This window comes from Streptomyces dangxiongensis (assembly GCF_003675325.1).
In the GTDB taxonomy this organism is placed as follows: Bacteria; Actinomycetota; Actinomycetes; order Streptomycetales; family Streptomycetaceae; genus Streptomyces; species Streptomyces dangxiongensis.
On sequence record NZ_CP033073.1, the window covers coordinates 23,608 to 37,706 of the forward strand.

Consider the following 14,099-nt stretch of genomic DNA (forward strand, 5'->3'; position numbering starts at 1 on the left):
CGGACCCGAGGACCGGGTGGGCGTCTGCCTGGAGCGGGGCGCCGATCTCGTCGCCGCCGTGCTCGGCGTCCTGAAGGCCGGTGCCGTACACCTGCCGCTCGACCCCGAGTACCCGGCCGCGCGCCTGGAGCAGCTCGTCGGCGACGGCGCGCCGCGGACCGTGCTGACCGGGCCGGGGCTCGACAAGCTCTTCCCGGCCCGGGAGACGGTCGCGGTCCCCGCGGGCGGGGTCACCGGGCAGCCGGACCACCGCCTCGAGAACGGGCCCTTCGCGTCCAGGCGGGCCGCCGCCCTGCTGTTCACCTCCGGCTCGACCGGGCGCCCGAAGGGCGTCGTGCTCACCCACGGCGGTCTGCTGAACCGTCTCGCCGGGATGCGGGAGGCGTACGGGATCGGCGCCGCCGACCGCGTGGCGCAGAAGGCGCCGATCGGCTTCGACGTCTCGCTGTGGGAGCTGCTGCTGCCCGTCGTGTGCGGTGCGGCCGTGGTGCAGGCCCGCCCCGGCGGCCACCGTGACGCGGACTACCTCCACGAGCTGATCGACCGGCACGGGGTCACGGTCTGCCACTTCGTTCCGTCGATGCTGCGCGAGTTCATCGCCTCGGCGGACGCGGCCGGAGCCGGGACCGGCACCCATCCGGGTGTACGGCTCTTCCTCAGCGGTGGCGAGAAACTGTCCGCGGAGCTGGCCGGGCGGTTCCTCGACCGCTATCCGGCGGCGCGGCTGTTCAACCAGTACGGGCCGACCGAGGCCGTCATCGACGTGACCGCCGGGCAGGTTCGGCGGCCCGTGCCCGCCGACGTCCCCATCGGGCGTCCGGTGCCCGGCACCGAGCTGCTCGTGCTCGACGCCGACGGGCGGCCGCAGCCCCCCGGAGTGCCCGGCGAGTTGTTCATCGGCGGCGTGCAGCTGGCCCGCGGCTACCTCGGGTCGCCCGCGCTGACCGCCGAGCGGTTCGTCCCGCACCCCTTCGCCCCGGGCGAGCGGCTGTACGCGACGGGCGACCGGGTACGGTGCCTGACCGACGGCTCCCTGGAGTTCCTGGGACGCGGCGACACCCAGGTGAAGGTCCGCGGCCATCGTGTCGAGGCCGGCGAGGTGGAGAGCGCGCTGCGCCGCCACCCCGCCGTCACCGACGCCCTCGTCCGCGTCCGCGTCGACGACACCGGGCAGGCACAGCTCATCGGGTATGTGACCACAGGCACCGAGGAGGCGCCCGAGGGTCTCGACCCGGAGCTGCGCGAGCTGCTCGGCGGGCTGCTGCCGGAGGCGATGATCCCCGCGCATCTGCCGGTCCTGGCCCGGTGGCCGCTGAACGCTCACGGCAAGGTGGACACGGCGGCCCTGCCGGAGCCGGAGGGGCGCGACAGCGGCACCCCGTACGAGGCGCCGCGGACGCCGCTGGAGGAGCGACTCGCCGAGCTGTGCGCCGAGCTCCTCGGCGTGGAGCGGCTCGGCCGTCACGACTCGTTCTTCGCGCTCGGCGGGCACTCGCTGCTCGCGCTGCGGGCCATCTCCCGCATCCGCGCCGAGTTCGGGGTACGGGTGCAGATCGGCCAGTTCTTCAACGCGCCGGATCTGGCGTCGCTTGCGGAGCTCGTGGCCGCGAAGCAGGTGCAGGCGGGGGCCGCGCCGTCCGAGGCGGCCCCGATCCCGAGGATCGACCGCCGCCGTGACTGACGTCTCCCGGCGCACCTTCCTGCGCGACGCCTCACGCGTCCCCCCGGGTGGCGCCTCGCACCGGGCCGCCACCGGCACGCCGACGCCGTCCGGCCCCGCCGAGCCGTGGCTGCGGCGGTTCCGGCCCGGCGGGCCGGTCGCCGTCCGGCTGATCTGCCTGCCGCACGCCGGCGGCTGGCCGGGCTACTTCCGTCCCTGGTCCACGCTGCTGCCCGCCTACGTCGACCATGTGGCCGTGCACTACCCGGGGCGGGAGAGCCGCGACGACGAGCCCTGTGTGACCGCCATGGACGCGCTGGCCGACGCCGTCACCGAGGCCGTCGAACCGCTGCGGGACCTGCCGCTGGTGCTGTTCGGCCACAGCATGGGCGCCTCGGTCGCCCACGAGGTGGCGCTGCGCCTCCAGCGGACGGGGGCGCCCCCGGCCCACCTCGTCGTGTCGGGGCGCCAGTCCCCCACCCTGCCGCGGGTCACCTCTTACCACCTCGCCGACGACACCACCTTCCTCGCGCACATCCGCCGGCTCGGCGGCATCCCGGATAAGGTGCTCGACCATGCCGAGCTGCGGGACCTGATCCTCGGCCCGCTGCGCAGCGACTACCGGCTCATCGAACGGTACGAACCGAGTTCGCTCGAACCGGTCGAGGCGCCGCTCACGGTGATGTGGGGCACGGAGGATCCGCACTGCTCGGAGGAGGGTGCCTTCGCCTGGCGGGACGTCGCGGGGCGCGGCTTCTTCCCGCTCCCCTTCCCCGGCGGCCACTTCTACCTCTCGGACGACCACGCGGGACCGGTCGCGCACCTCGTGCGGCTGGTCTCCGCCGTGGCCTCCTCCTCACCGCGGCACACCGTCTTCCAGGAAGAAACATCGATGAACGACGCAGCGGCACCGACCGGCACAGCAGTACCCACCGACCCGCCCCCGGCGGCCGACGCGGCCGTCGAGATCCGCACAGACTGGCGGGCCGGCAGCCTGCCGGCCCTGGTCCGGGCCGGGGCCCCCGGCACCGATCTCGCCGCCTGGCTGGCCGGCCACCGGGAAACCGTGGACCGGCTCGCCCACGAGGCCGGCGCCGTGCTCTTCCGGGGGTTCGACGTCACCGATGACAAGGGCTTCCGCGGAATGCTGGACGCCGTCTCCTCCCGGGTCCTGGACTACGGGGAGCGGTCCTCGCCGCGCAGTGAGGTCTCCGAGGGCGTGTACACGTCGACGGAATACCCGGCGGACCAGCACATCCTGCTCCACAACGAGCAGTCGTACACGGAAAACTGGCCGCTGCGGATCGTCTTCTTCTGCGAGCGCGCGGCCACGAAGGGCGGCCGCACGCCGCTCGCCGACTCGCGCCGGGTGCTGGCCGGGCTGCGGCCGGAGACGGTCGAAAAGTTCGAGCGGCTCGGGGTGCGGTACGTCCGCAACTACCTGCCGGGCATCAGCCTGTCGTGGCAGGAGGCGTTCCAGACCGAGGACCCGGCGGAGGTGGAGGCGTACTGCGCCCGCGCCGGGATCACCGCCGAGTGGGTGGACGAGGAGCAGCTGCGCACCCACCAGGTGCGCCCGGCCGTGCACCGGCACCCGGTGACCGGGGAACGCACCTGGTTCAACCACGCGCACTTCTTCCACGTCTCCTCGCTGCCGGAGGAGGTCAGCGAGGGGCTGCTGGCGGCGGTGGAGCCGGAGGACCTGCCGTACAACACGTACTACGGGGACGGCACGCCGATCGAGCCGGAGACGCTCGACGAGATCCGGTCCGTCCTCGACGCCGCGACGACCGGTTTTCGACTGGGAGTCCGGTGACGTCCTCCTGGTCGAGAACATGATCACCGCACATGCCCGTGAGCCCTTCGAGGGGCCGCGCCGAATCCTCGCCGCGATGGCGGACCCGGTCGGCGACCTCGCGGGACGGACGGCGGAGGGGGAGAAGTGACGACCAGCGAACTGACGGACTTCCCGGGGGCGCGCACCGAGCCGCTCGACGACGAGCCGTTTCTGCTCAAGCTGACGGCGGCGGAGCCGGGGACCCCGCTCGGCCCCTGGATCGACGCTCACCGGGAGCTGCTGCTCACCGCCCTCGACCGCTGCGGAGTGCTGCTCTTCCGCGGCTTCGACGTGCCGGACCCGGACGCCTTCGGGCGGGCGGCGAGGGCCTTCTCCCCCGAGCTGCTGGGCTATCTGGAGCGGGCGGCGCCGCGCAACGAGGTCGCCGACAAGGTCTTCACCTCCACGGAGCTCAGCGAGGAGCAGTGGATCCCCTCTTCCACCACGAGATGAGCTACGCGCACAACTGGCCGAGCCGCCTGTACTTCTACGGCGACCGGCCCTCCGCCACGGGTGGTGCGACCCCGGTGGCCAGTGAGCGCCGCGTCTTCCCGAAGATCCCCGCCGAGGTCCGGGAGCGGTTCCAGCGGCACGGCGTGCGATACATCCGCAATTACGGGCCCGACCTGGACATCCCGTGGCAGGAGGTCTTCCAGACCGGTGACCGGGCCGTGGTAGAGGCGTACTGCGAGCAGTCCCGCACCGCCTTCGAGTGGACCGGGAACGACGGTCTGCGGACCGTGTCGCGACGGCAGGCGCTCGCCGAGCACCCGCGCACCGGCGAGACCGTCTGGTTCAACCACGCCCACCTCTTCCACACCTCCAATCTGCCCGCCGAGGTCGCCGAGGTCCTCATCGGCGAGTACGGCCTGGAGGGCCTGCCGCGCAATGCCTACTACGGCGACGGCGAGGAGATCGAGGACGAGGTGATGGTCCTGATCCGCGGACTGTACGAGGAGGCTGCCGTGAGCTTCCCGTGGCAGCGCGACGACGTGATGGTCGTCGACAATTTCCTGGCGACGCACGCCCGGGAGCCGTTCCGCGGCGACCGGCGCATCCTCGTCGCCATGTCCGATCTGTACGTGGCCCCCGGCCACCACTGAACGACCTACCGCTGGAGGCAGCATGCGTATCCGGACGGTCGCGGAGGCCGAGGCCGGCACGGTCGCCGGTTTCCTCGTGGACGAGCCGGTCAGCTGGATCACGGGCGAGCGGTTCCGCCAGGAGTACTCCGAGCGGCACTTCCGCCCGGAGTGGACCTGGATCGCCGAGAACGATGAGGGGCGGATCGTCGCGCGCGCCCTGTGGTGGGGCAAGTCCGACAGCGAGCACCCGGTCGCTCTGGACTGCCTGCACGTCCTCGGCTCCGTCGAGGACCGGGCCGGGCTCGCCGCGGAGCTGCTCGCCGCCGGGCACACGGCGTTCGAGCGGGCCGGCGCCAAGGGACGCCCGCAGTACAACATCTCGCTGGAGAACGGCTGGCGCGAGCGGCCCGAGGTGGCGGCGGCGGTGGCCTGGCGGAGCGAGGCGGCCCGTCGCGCCGGGCTGACCGAGGAGGTCGAGCGGCTGCGGTACGAGTGGACCCCCGGGGCGGGCCTCCCGGCACCCGCCACCCGGCTCGAATTCCGCCCCGACAGCGACGACGAGGCGTTCCTCGAGGCCTTCAAGCAGATCGCCGTCGGCAGCCTCGACATCGCGACCCTGCGCGAACTGCCGGTGCTCGGCGCGGACCGGCAGGCCCGCGAGGACCTGGAGTTCTACCTGAGCTGCCCCGGCAAGCGGGAGTGGTGGCGTCTGGCGTACACGCCGGAGGGCGAGCTGGCCGGCATGGCCATCCCGTCGGCGACGCCGTACAACCGCAACGTCGGCTACCTCGGCGTGGTGCCCGCGATGCGCGGGCGCGGCTACATCGACGAGGTGCTCGGCGAGATCACCCGGCTGCACGCCGCTGACGGGGCGGAGCTGATCACGGCGACGACGGACACCACGAACACGCCGATGGCCGCGGCCTTCGAGCGGGCCGGATACGCCAACACCGAGATCAGGCTGGTCTTCGAGGCCCCGGCGAGCTGACGGGTGGCCCCGCGGGGGAGCGACGAGAAGGGCGGCCCCGTCCTCCTGGCGGGGATGCCGATGGCGCATTCGGGGCCTGGCGTGATGTCGGCCTTCCGGACCCGGTTGTGGTCCGGAAGGCCGACGTCGTCGTTCTGGGAGGGCACAGGTGCCGATGCGTCCGCGGGAGGCGGGGCGAAGTGACCCGGACCCCGGATCGACCAACGGCATCACACCGGCTGGGACGGGACCGACCGCCCTTCGGCGTTCCTTCGCGTTCCCCCGGCGGCGTCAGGCGCGGTGGCCGGTGCGGGCGGCGGCCCGCTGGTCGACGGCCTTCTGCAGGAGCTGCCGGTCGAGCTTGCCCGAGGGGGTGAGCGGCAGGCCGCCGACGACCTCGAAGCGGTGCGGAACCATGTACGTGGTGAGCCGGGTGGCGGCGTGCGCGCGCAGCCCGGCCGGGTCGAGCCTGGTACCGGGGCGGGCGGGGACGAGCAGCGCGAGGAGCCGGCGGGTGTCGGTGTCGGTGCCCTCCACCACGACGGCCGCCTCCCGGACCTCGGGGTGGGCGCGCAGCACGCTCTCGATCTCGCCGAGCTCGATCCGGAAGCCGCGCAGCTTCACCTGCTGATCGTTGCGACCCAGATACTCCATCTCGCCGTCCGGCAGCAGCCGGGCCAGGTCGCCCGAGCGGTAGCCGGTCTCCTCCGCCGGGTCTCCGGCGGCGGCGGTGAAGCGGGCGGCGGTCAGCTCGGGACGGTTCAGATAGCCGTGTGCCACCCCTGCCCCGTACACCCAGATCTCGCCCGGCTCGCCCTCGGGGACCAGCTTGCCGTCGTCGTCACGCAGGTCGATGCGGAGGTGGGGCAGGGCGGTGCCGATCGTGGCCGGCCCCGTGCCCGCGAGTTCCTCCGGGGTGAACTCCTTGAAGGTGGCGTGCACGGTGGTCTCGGTGATCCCGTACATGTTGACCATCCGGGGCGGCGCCCCGAGTCCGCGGACGAAGGCGCGGACGACGTCGATCTGTGCTGCCTCGCCGCCGAAGACGACGTACAGCAGGGGCAGTTCGGGGGCGCCCGCGTCGGCGTGGGCGTGCACCAGGTGCTGGAAGACGGAGGGCACCATGTTGAGGACGGTGACGGCCTCGTCCTGGAGGAACCTGAGGAGGCGGGCGGGCTCCTGGGCGGCCTCCTGGTCCACGATGACCACGGTCGCGGCACCGGCCCACGCCCCCCACATCTCCCACACGGACAGGTCGAAGCTGGTGGAGTGGAAGAGGGACCAGCGGTCGTCCGGGCCGAATGCGAACAGCGGCAGGGCGCCCCTGATCAGGGACAGGACGTTGCCGTGGGTGACGACGCAGCCCTTCGGCAGGCCGGTGGAGCCGGAGGTGTAGATGACGTACGCGGCGTCCTCCGGCCCGGGGGCCGCCTCGTCCTCGTCGGCGGGGGCGCGTTCGCCGAGGCCGACCGCGGTCAGGTCCCGGGCCACCTGCTCGGGCAGCGCGGACGCGTCGCCGACGACCAGACCGACCGCGGCGTCCCGCACCATGTGCAGCAGCCGCTCCGTCGGATAGGCGGGGTCGAGCGGCACATAGGTGCCGCCGGCCTTGAGGACGGCGAGGACGCCGACCGGGAAGGCGGCGGTCCGCTCGTTGACGATGCCGACCAGATCGCCGGGGGCGACGCCCCGCTGCCGCAGGACCCGGGCCAGCCCGTCCGACTCACGGTCCAGCTCGGCGTAGGTCAGCCGGCGCTCGCCCTGCGCGACGGCGGTCCGGCCGGGGTGGAGCCGGGCCACCTCCCGGAAGAGTCCGGGCAGCGAGGAGGGCGCCGATATCGGGACGGACACGATGGTGCTCCTTACAGGTGCGTGGCAGCGGTACGGGACGAGCGGGGGCGGTATGAGCGGGGTGCCGCCCCCGCCGCTCAGCGCAGCAGGTCGGCGATCTCTTCGTCGGAGAGCTGCTCCAGCTCGTCGAGTGCGGTCTCCAGGAAGGCGTCCTCGTCGGTGGCCGTGTCGGTGTCCACGCCGGCCTCCGCACCGGCGTCCTCGCGCAGCCGGGCGGCGAGCTTCTCGACCGTCAGCCCGGTCCGCAGCAGCTCGCCGAGAGGTACCTCCGTGCCGAACGCGGACTGGATGCGGACCGCGATCCGGGCGGCCTGCAGGGAGTGGCCGCCCAGCTCGAAGAAGTCGTCGGTGACGGACACCTCGGGCAGGCCCATGACCTCGCACCACAGGGCGGCGAGGCGGCGTTCCGTCTCGTCGCGCGGGGCGACGAACTCCCGGTCCTCGCCGAAGGCGTCGAGGACCTCCAGGACGAAGCCCTCCCCCGCGCCGTCCGGGACCGTCCCGGCGGCGGCCCCGGTCCGGGCGTCGGACCAGTCGAGGACGGCAGGGAGGGACCGCTCGGGCAACCATGCCGAGAGGAAGGCACGCAGCTCACCAGGGTCGGGCCGGTCCCCGCCCGCGGGTTCGAGGAGGGCGGTCAGCCGCGGGCCGCCGTCGGTCAGGATCTCGACGGAGGCCGAGGCGACCGCCGGATGGGCCGCCAGAAGGGCGGCGACATGGCCGGGAAGGACCCGGTGGCCGCCGATCTCGGTCGCTTCCCCGGTCGGCCCCAGCTCCGTGACCGAGCCGTCGGCGGTGCGCCGCGCGAGCGTCCCCGTGGGGTGGGCGTCGGGGCCGGCCGTCCACAGCTCGCCGGGGACTCCGGCGGGCACGGGGCGACCGGAGGCGTCGGCGACGAACCGCCCGTGCTCCGCGCCTGCCGCACGGGCCCGTTCCTCGGCGGCGGGGGACAGCAGCGGCAGCCGGGACAGGGGCGTGTCGGGCGCGTCCGGTACGGCGTCGACGAGGGCCGCGAAGGCGTCGAGGAGGTCCCGTACGGTCCGCTCGGCGAACAGGTCGGCGGCGTACAGGGCATGTCCGGCGAGGCTGCCGTCCGGCCGCTCGGTGAGGTGGAGGCTCAGCTCGAACTGGGCACCCGGGGAAGGCAGTTCGAAAGGTTCTGCGCTGACTCCATGGGCTTCCCAGGGCTCCAGCGGCAGGTTCTGGAGCGCGAGGCACACCCGGACGAGGGGGGCGCGCGGACCGGCCGGGGCGGTGTCGCCGGCCAGTTCCACGATCCGCTCCAGGGGCACGTCCTGGTGCGGGTGGGCGGCGAGGCAGGCGGCGCGGGCACGGGCGATGAGCTCCGCGAAACCGGGGTCGCCGGCCGCGTCGACGCGCAGCGGCAGGGTGTTGACGAAGAGCCCCACCCGGTCGGCGGTGCCGGGCCTGTGGCGGCGGGCCGCGGGAGTGCCGATGACGAGGTCCCGTTGGTCGGTCCACCGGGCGAGCACGGCGGTCAGGCCCGCGAGCAGCACCATGTAGGGCGTGGCCCGGTGCGCGGCGGCCAGGTTCCGCAGCCGCGCCACGGCGGCGGGGGCGAGGGCGAAGGGCAGCGCGGCGCCGTTCCACAGGTGCCTGGGGAGCGGCAGATCGGCGGGGAGCGTGACGGCGCCCGCACCGGCCAGCTCCCGTGCCCAGTACGCCTCGGCGGCCGGGTCCGGATCCGGCCCGGCGGGCAGCGGGCCGGCCGTCGCCGGTCCGGGGGTGTCCGGGTCGAGGTACAGCTCGCCCAGTTCGCGCTGGAGGACGCCGAGCGACCAGCCGTCCACGGCGATGTGGTGGACGGCCATGCCGAGGTACCAGTCATCCGGTCCCGCGTGGACGAGGACCGCGCGCAGCAGAGGCCCTTCGGCCAGGTCGAAGGGTTCCCGGCCGAGCTCCTCGACGGCCCGCACGGCGCGGCGTCCACGCTCTTCGAAACCGGAGGCGTCGGTGACGTCGAGGAGCGGGAGCGGCAACGCCGCCGGAGGCCGTACGGTGGCGCGCGGTACGCCGTCGGGGCCGGGCGCGAAACCGGTGCGGAGCGCCTCGTGGCGGTCGGCGAGCGCGGTCAGGGCGGACCTCAGACGGTCCGGGTCGACCGGTCCGCTCATCCGTACCCCGCCGACGATGTGGTAGGCGCCGCCCGCTCCCATACGGTCGAGGAGCCACATCCACTCCTGGCCGCGGGTGACGGCCGCCGGGCCGTCGGCGGACCGTGCCCCGGAGGAGTCCGCGGCCGGGGTCGGCGCAGGGGGCGGTGTCGGTGCCGGGGTGGCCTCGGTGGTGCCGGGCCCTCCCGCGGCCAGGGCGGCGGTCGTCCTGGGGGTGGCCTCGTCCAGCAGGTCGGTGAGCGGCACCGTGACGCCGTGAGCGGTGTGAAGCGTCTCTGCGAGCCGGACCGCGCGCAACGAGTCCAGGCCGAGCGCGACCAGCGGGACGTCAGGGGACAGCCGGCCGGCCGGGAGGTCGAGTGCGGCGGCGATCGAGGCCACGGCGGCGGGATCGCCCCACTCCTCCTCGGCGGCGGGGGCGGCCGGTCCGGTGCTCCGGCCGCCGCGGGCGACCGGAGCCAGGGCGTCGGTGAGCCAGAGCTCGCGGGTGGCGCCGCGCCGGATCTTGCCACTGGTGGTGCGGGGGACGGCGCCGGGGCGGACGAGGACGACCTCGTGCGGGGTCACGCCGTGGGCGGTGCCGACGGCGAGGGCCACGGCCGCCAGGACCTCCTGGGTCCGGTCGGCGTCGAAGCCCCGGACGACCTCGTGGACCAGGACGACGTGCTCCTCACCGGCGCGCTCCACGGAGAAGGCGGCGGACCGGGTCGGCCGGATCAGCGGGTGAGCGGCCTCGGCTGTGGCCTCCAGGTCCTGCGGATAGTGGTTGCGGCCCCGGACGATCATCAGGTCCTTGACCCGGCCGGTGACGAAGAGCTCACCGTCGTGGAGGAAGCCGAGGTCGCCGGTGCGCAGGAACTCCCGGCCGGGGTGGGTGTCGAGGCGGGCCCGGAAGGTCTGCTCGGTCTGCTCGGGCTGCCGCCAGTACCCGGCGGTGACGGTGGGGCCGGAGACCCAGAGCTCGCCCACCCGGCCGGGCGGGCAGGGCGCGCCGACGGCGGTGTCGACCACGACCACGAGGTCCTCGCTCTGCGGGGTCCCGCAGCCGGTGAGCCGGACGGTGGAACGCGCGACCGTGGAGCCCCCGAAGTCTCCGGGGGTCTCCCGTGCCTCACCCGATTGAAGGGCGTCGCGGTCGAGTTCGAGGACGCGGGGCGTTCCGCGGGAGGGCGTTCCGCCGGTGACGAAGAGGGTGGTCTCCGCCATGCCGTAGCAGGGGTGGAAGGCGGAGGGCCGAAAGCCGCTCGGGGCGAATGCCCCGGCGAAGGTCTCCAGGGTGGCGGGCCGCACCGGCTCCGCGCCGGACAGGGCGTGCTGCCAGGCCGAGAGGTCAAGGAGGGCCCGTTCCTCCTCGGTGCTGCGCCGCACGCATTCGAGGTAGGCGAAGTCGGGAGCGGCGGAGACGGTGGCGCGGTGCCGGCTCATCGCCTCCAGCCAGCGCAGCGGCCGGCGCAGAAAAGCCATGGGGGCCATGAGGGTGCAGGGGAAGCCCGCGTACAGCGGCTGGAGGATGCCGCCGATCAGGCCCATGTCATGGTAGGGCGGCAGCCAGCTGACGCCCTCGGATCCCTCGTGGGTGCCCAGGGCGCGACTGATGGCCGCGGAGTTGTGCACGAGGTTGTCGTGCCGGACCATCACGCCTTTGGGGGTGCCGGTCGAGCCGGAGGTGTACTGGAGGAAGGCCAGGTCCTCGGGGGCTGGACCGTCCCAGTCGGCCTCGGCGGGGGCCCGCGGGGCCTCCTCGACGGCGAGCCAGTCGAGGGAGCCGTCGGCGAAGGCGGGGTACTGGGCGCGCAGCGAGGCGAGCCCGGCCCCGTCACCGAGGACGAGCGTGGCGCCCGCGTCCCGGGCGGTCGTCAGGACGCCGTCCGCGCCATGCTTCCCGGCGGGCAGGTACTGCGGGACGGCGACGGCCCCCGCGTACAGGCAGCCGAGGAAGCCGGTCACATAGTCGGCGCCGGGCGGGAAGAGGAGCAGAACGCGTTCCCCGCGCATGCCCCGGTCGAGCAGGGCGGTGGCCACCGCCCGGGCGCGCCGGTCGAGCTCGGCGTAGTCGACGGAGCTTTCCTCCTCGCCGTCCTCCAGGAACCTCAGCGCGGTGCGGTGCGGAGTGCTCCGCGCACGGTCCCGGAGGACGTCGACGAGGGTCCGGCCGGTGGGGTCGGTCTGTGTCTGCACGGTCTCACTTCCAAAGGGGCCGGTCCGGGGCCGGGCACCGACGGGGCGGGAAACTTCGAGCCGGGCGGGTGGACCCGGAGGGGCCGGCGGGTGCCGCCGGGGCGGGGTACGGCCGCCTCGGCGAACGGCTCGGGGGACACCTCCGCGAACAGCGGAAGCTCGGGCAGCGGGCACAACAGCTCCTGTCCCGGGTGGGACGTCCACCCTGACTCGCCCTGTTGCATGGCGCGGTCGGGGAGCGCCCGGGTGCCCGCGGAGCCGGAGCCGGAGGCGGGCCCGGGGTGGTCATCCGAGGGTTCCGACGGTCCGGAGCGGGTCCGCGCCCGGGGCCGTAACGGCGGCGGGCCGGGCGCAGGCCGCGACGAAGGCGGCGAAGAGCTCGTCGTCGCCCGAGACCTCGGGGTGCCACTGCACGCCGAGGACGAACCGCTTGGCGGGGTCCTCGGCGGCCTCGACGACGCCGTCGTCGCTGCGGCCGGTGACGGTCAGCAGGCCCGGGTCGGCGACGGCCTGGTGGTGATGGGAGTTGGTGACGGCCCGCGGTCCGTACACGGCGGCGGCCCGGCTGCGCTCGGTGAAGCGGACCTCGTGGCGTCCGAACTCGCCCTCGCGCGGGCAGTGACCGGTGTGCCCGACGACATCGGGCAGGTGCTGATGGAGCGTGCCCCCGTGGACGAGGGCGAGGAGCTGCAGGCCGCGGCAGACGCCGAGGACCGGCAGGTCCAGGTCGAGCGCGGTGCGCAGCAGCAGGAGTTCACCGTGGTCCCGGTCGGGGCGGGGGGTGTCGGAGGCGGGGTGCGGTTCCTGCCCGTAGTGGGCGGGGTCGATGTCCGCGCCGCCGGTCAGGAGCAGTCCGTCGAGGCGGTGCAGGACGTCGGCGTCGAGGTCGTCCGGCGGCAGGACCACCGGGCGGCCACCGTTGTCGGCGATCCCGCGCACATAGGACTGCTGGACGACGGTGGCGTCGGTGTCCCAGATGTTCCAGCGGGCCCGGTCCCGGTAGGCGGCGATGCCGATGACGGGGCGGCTCATGGGGGTGCTCCCAGGGGTCGTCGTGGGTGGGTCAGGACGCGTGGGCGCCCAGGGCGCGACCGGCCAGGGCGAGGGAACGATCGAGGAGGGCCGCGGCCTCGGGCAGCGCGGCACCGAGCGGGGTGCGGGCCCCCCGCAGGGCGGCGACCCGGTCGGCGAGGCCGGCGGCGGGCCGTTCGTCGCGGACGGCGGCGGCGAAGACGTCGGCGAGCTCCGGCAGGTCCTCCTCGGTGAGGCCCTGGTACGCGGCTTCATTGAGGCCGATGCGCATGCCCTGGCCGGTGAAGCCGGGCAGCCCGGCCATGAAGTTGACCTTGAGTCCGGCGGCGTAGAGCCGATCGCTGGCGAGGCCGGGGGCGATGCCGTCCCGCTCGGTGTCGAGCCAGAGCTGGTGTCCGGCGGTGTAGCCGCGGTCGGCGGCGCAGACGGTGAGGCCGCGCCCGGCGAGGAGTCCGGCGAAGGAACGGGTGTGCCCGACGACGGCCCGCGCGTAGGCGGGGCCGAACTCCTGGAACTCCAGGAGGGCCATGCCGAGGCTGAGGGTGGCGCCGAAGTGGTGGCTGCTGACCAGGTAGTCCTGGGTCTCCCGGATGCGCTTTTCGATGTCGGCGTCGCGGGTGAGGATCAGCGCCTTCTGCGGGCCGGGGAAGGTTTTGTGGGTGGAGCCGCCGAAACTGTCGGCGCCCGCGTCCAGGGGGTTGGGGAAGACTCCGGCGAGGACGAGGCCCATCCAGTGGCTGGCGTCGACGTGTACGAGGGTCTCGGGGGACGCCTCGCGGACGACGCGGACCAGGGCGGCCACGTCGATGGGGAAGAGGCAGTGGGACTGGTCGACGTAGACGAGTGCGGGCCGCACCCGGCGTAGCAGCTCGGCGGCGTGGTCGAGGTCGAGCGAGTGCGGGTCGGGGCCGCGGAGGAACTCGACCCGCTGGCCGAGCCGCTGGGCGACGCTGGGGGTGGCGTAGTGGCCGCCGTTACCGGGGCCGACGGTGACGACGGTGGAGCCGGGGTCGCCGCCGAGGGTGGCCAGGGCGAGGGTCATCGCGTTGAGGCCGCTGAGCGGGCGCACGGACACGTAGTCGGCCCTGCCGAGGCGTTCCAGGAGCGGGATGGCGACGTCGGTCTCGATGTCGCGCAGGCTCTGGGCGCCGCGGAAGTGCCAGCGGTCGGGGTCGTCGGTCTCGTTGAAGAAGTAGCGGTGGTACGGGTCCAGGAGCATGGGCAGCTTGGCCAGTCCGGACATGGCGTTCTCGGACGGCACGAGGCTCAGCGTCCGTGCGGCCGTCTCCTCGTGCTCCGCGAGTAGCTGGACAACGTCGCTGAGGGTGATCTTAGCTGGGGCCATCGGCGTTCC

The 14,099-nt window shown here is 74.1% G+C and carries 10 protein-coding genes; 6 read left to right on the forward strand and 4 right to left on the reverse strand.

Features of this window, described 5'->3' with window-relative positions:
• Nucleotides 1-16: 16 nt before the first annotated feature.
• From D9753_RS00425 to D9753_RS00450, 6 genes are read left to right on the forward strand one after another with little or no spacing between them, the layout of a single operon-like run.
• Nucleotides 17-1,681, forward strand: a complete 1,665-nt coding sequence (locus tag D9753_RS00425) for a non-ribosomal peptide synthetase (RefSeq protein ID WP_240467962.1) — start codon at nucleotides 17-19, stop codon at nucleotides 1,679-1,681.
• Nucleotides 1,674-3,476 (forward strand): thioesterase domain-containing protein, encoded by a 1,803-nt coding sequence (locus D9753_RS36885; protein WP_205614015.1) that lies wholly within the window; start codon nucleotides 1,674-1,676, stop codon nucleotides 3,474-3,476. Before D9753_RS00425 ends, D9753_RS36885 begins: the two co-directional genes overlap by 8 nt.
• A gap of 19 nt (nucleotides 3,477-3,495) precedes the next feature.
• Nucleotides 3,496-3,606 carry a hypothetical protein gene (locus tag D9753_RS38585; RefSeq protein ID WP_276209410.1) on the forward strand — a complete coding sequence of 37 codons (111 nt, stop codon included), beginning with the start codon at nucleotides 3,496-3,498 and terminating at the stop codon, nucleotides 3,604-3,606.
• Entirely contained in the window at nucleotides 3,603-3,950 is a 348-nt protein-coding gene (locus D9753_RS38590) for a TauD/TfdA family dioxygenase (protein ID WP_121785227.1), read from the forward strand. The genes D9753_RS38585 and D9753_RS38590 overlap by 4 nt, the downstream gene beginning before the upstream one ends.
• Nucleotides 3,923-4,600: a TauD/TfdA family dioxygenase gene (locus D9753_RS00445; RefSeq protein WP_163010562.1), complete on the forward strand. Its 678-nt coding sequence runs from the start codon at nucleotides 3,923-3,925 to the stop codon at nucleotides 4,598-4,600. Before D9753_RS38590 ends, D9753_RS00445 begins: the two co-directional genes overlap by 28 nt.
• A 22-nt stretch (nucleotides 4,601-4,622) precedes the next feature.
• On the forward strand, nucleotides 4,623-5,570 hold the full coding sequence (locus tag D9753_RS00450; RefSeq protein WP_121785229.1) for a GNAT family N-acetyltransferase: 948 nt from the start codon (nucleotides 4,623-4,625) through the stop codon (nucleotides 5,568-5,570).
• Between the two features lie 270 nt (nucleotides 5,571-5,840).
• Here the strand turns inward: D9753_RS00450 and D9753_RS00455 are convergent, their stop codons facing one another.
• The 4 genes from D9753_RS00455 to D9753_RS00470 all read right to left on the reverse strand — a co-directional run bounded on the left by D9753_RS00455 (nucleotide 5,841) and on the right by D9753_RS00470 (nucleotide 14,090).
• The gene (locus D9753_RS00455; protein WP_163010563.1) at nucleotides 5,841-7,400 is read right to left on the reverse strand and encodes an amino acid adenylation domain-containing protein; all 1,560 of its coding nucleotides are present in this window, start codon (nucleotides 7,398-7,400) and stop codon (nucleotides 5,841-5,843) included.
• Between the two features lie 77 nt (nucleotides 7,401-7,477).
• Nucleotides 7,478-11,713, reverse strand: coding sequence for a condensation domain-containing protein (locus tag D9753_RS00460; protein WP_121785231.1), 4,236 nt, complete (start codon nucleotides 11,711-11,713; stop codon nucleotides 7,478-7,480).
• A gap of 285 nt (nucleotides 11,714-11,998) precedes the next feature.
• The gene (locus D9753_RS00465) at nucleotides 11,999-12,745 is read right to left on the reverse strand and encodes a gamma-glutamyl-gamma-aminobutyrate hydrolase family protein (RefSeq protein ID WP_121785232.1); all 747 of its coding nucleotides are present in this window, start codon (nucleotides 12,743-12,745) and stop codon (nucleotides 11,999-12,001) included.
• A 31-nt stretch (nucleotides 12,746-12,776) separates the two neighbouring features.
• The gene (locus tag D9753_RS00470; RefSeq protein ID WP_163010564.1) at nucleotides 12,777-14,090 is read right to left on the reverse strand and encodes a PLP-dependent aminotransferase family protein; all 1,314 of its coding nucleotides are present in this window, start codon (nucleotides 14,088-14,090) and stop codon (nucleotides 12,777-12,779) included.
• Between the last annotated feature and the right edge of the window lie 9 nt (nucleotides 14,091-14,099).

Excerpts from the sequence above, each read along its gene's own strand:
- D9753_RS00465 (WP_121785232.1), bottom strand. The coding sequence starts at position 12,745 with ATGAGCCGCCCCGTCATCGGCATCGCCGCCTACCGGGACCGGGCCCGC.
- D9753_RS00470 (WP_163010564.1), bottom strand. The coding sequence starts at position 14,090 with ATGGCCCCAGCTAAGATCACCCTCAGCGACGTTGTCCAGCTACTCGCG.
- D9753_RS00450 (WP_121785229.1), top strand. The coding sequence starts at position 4,623 with ATGCGTATCCGGACGGTCGCGGAGGCCGAGGCCGGCACGGTCGCCGGT.
- D9753_RS38585 (WP_276209410.1), top strand. The coding sequence starts at position 3,496 with ATGATCACCGCACATGCCCGTGAGCCCTTCGAGGGGCCGCGCCGAATC.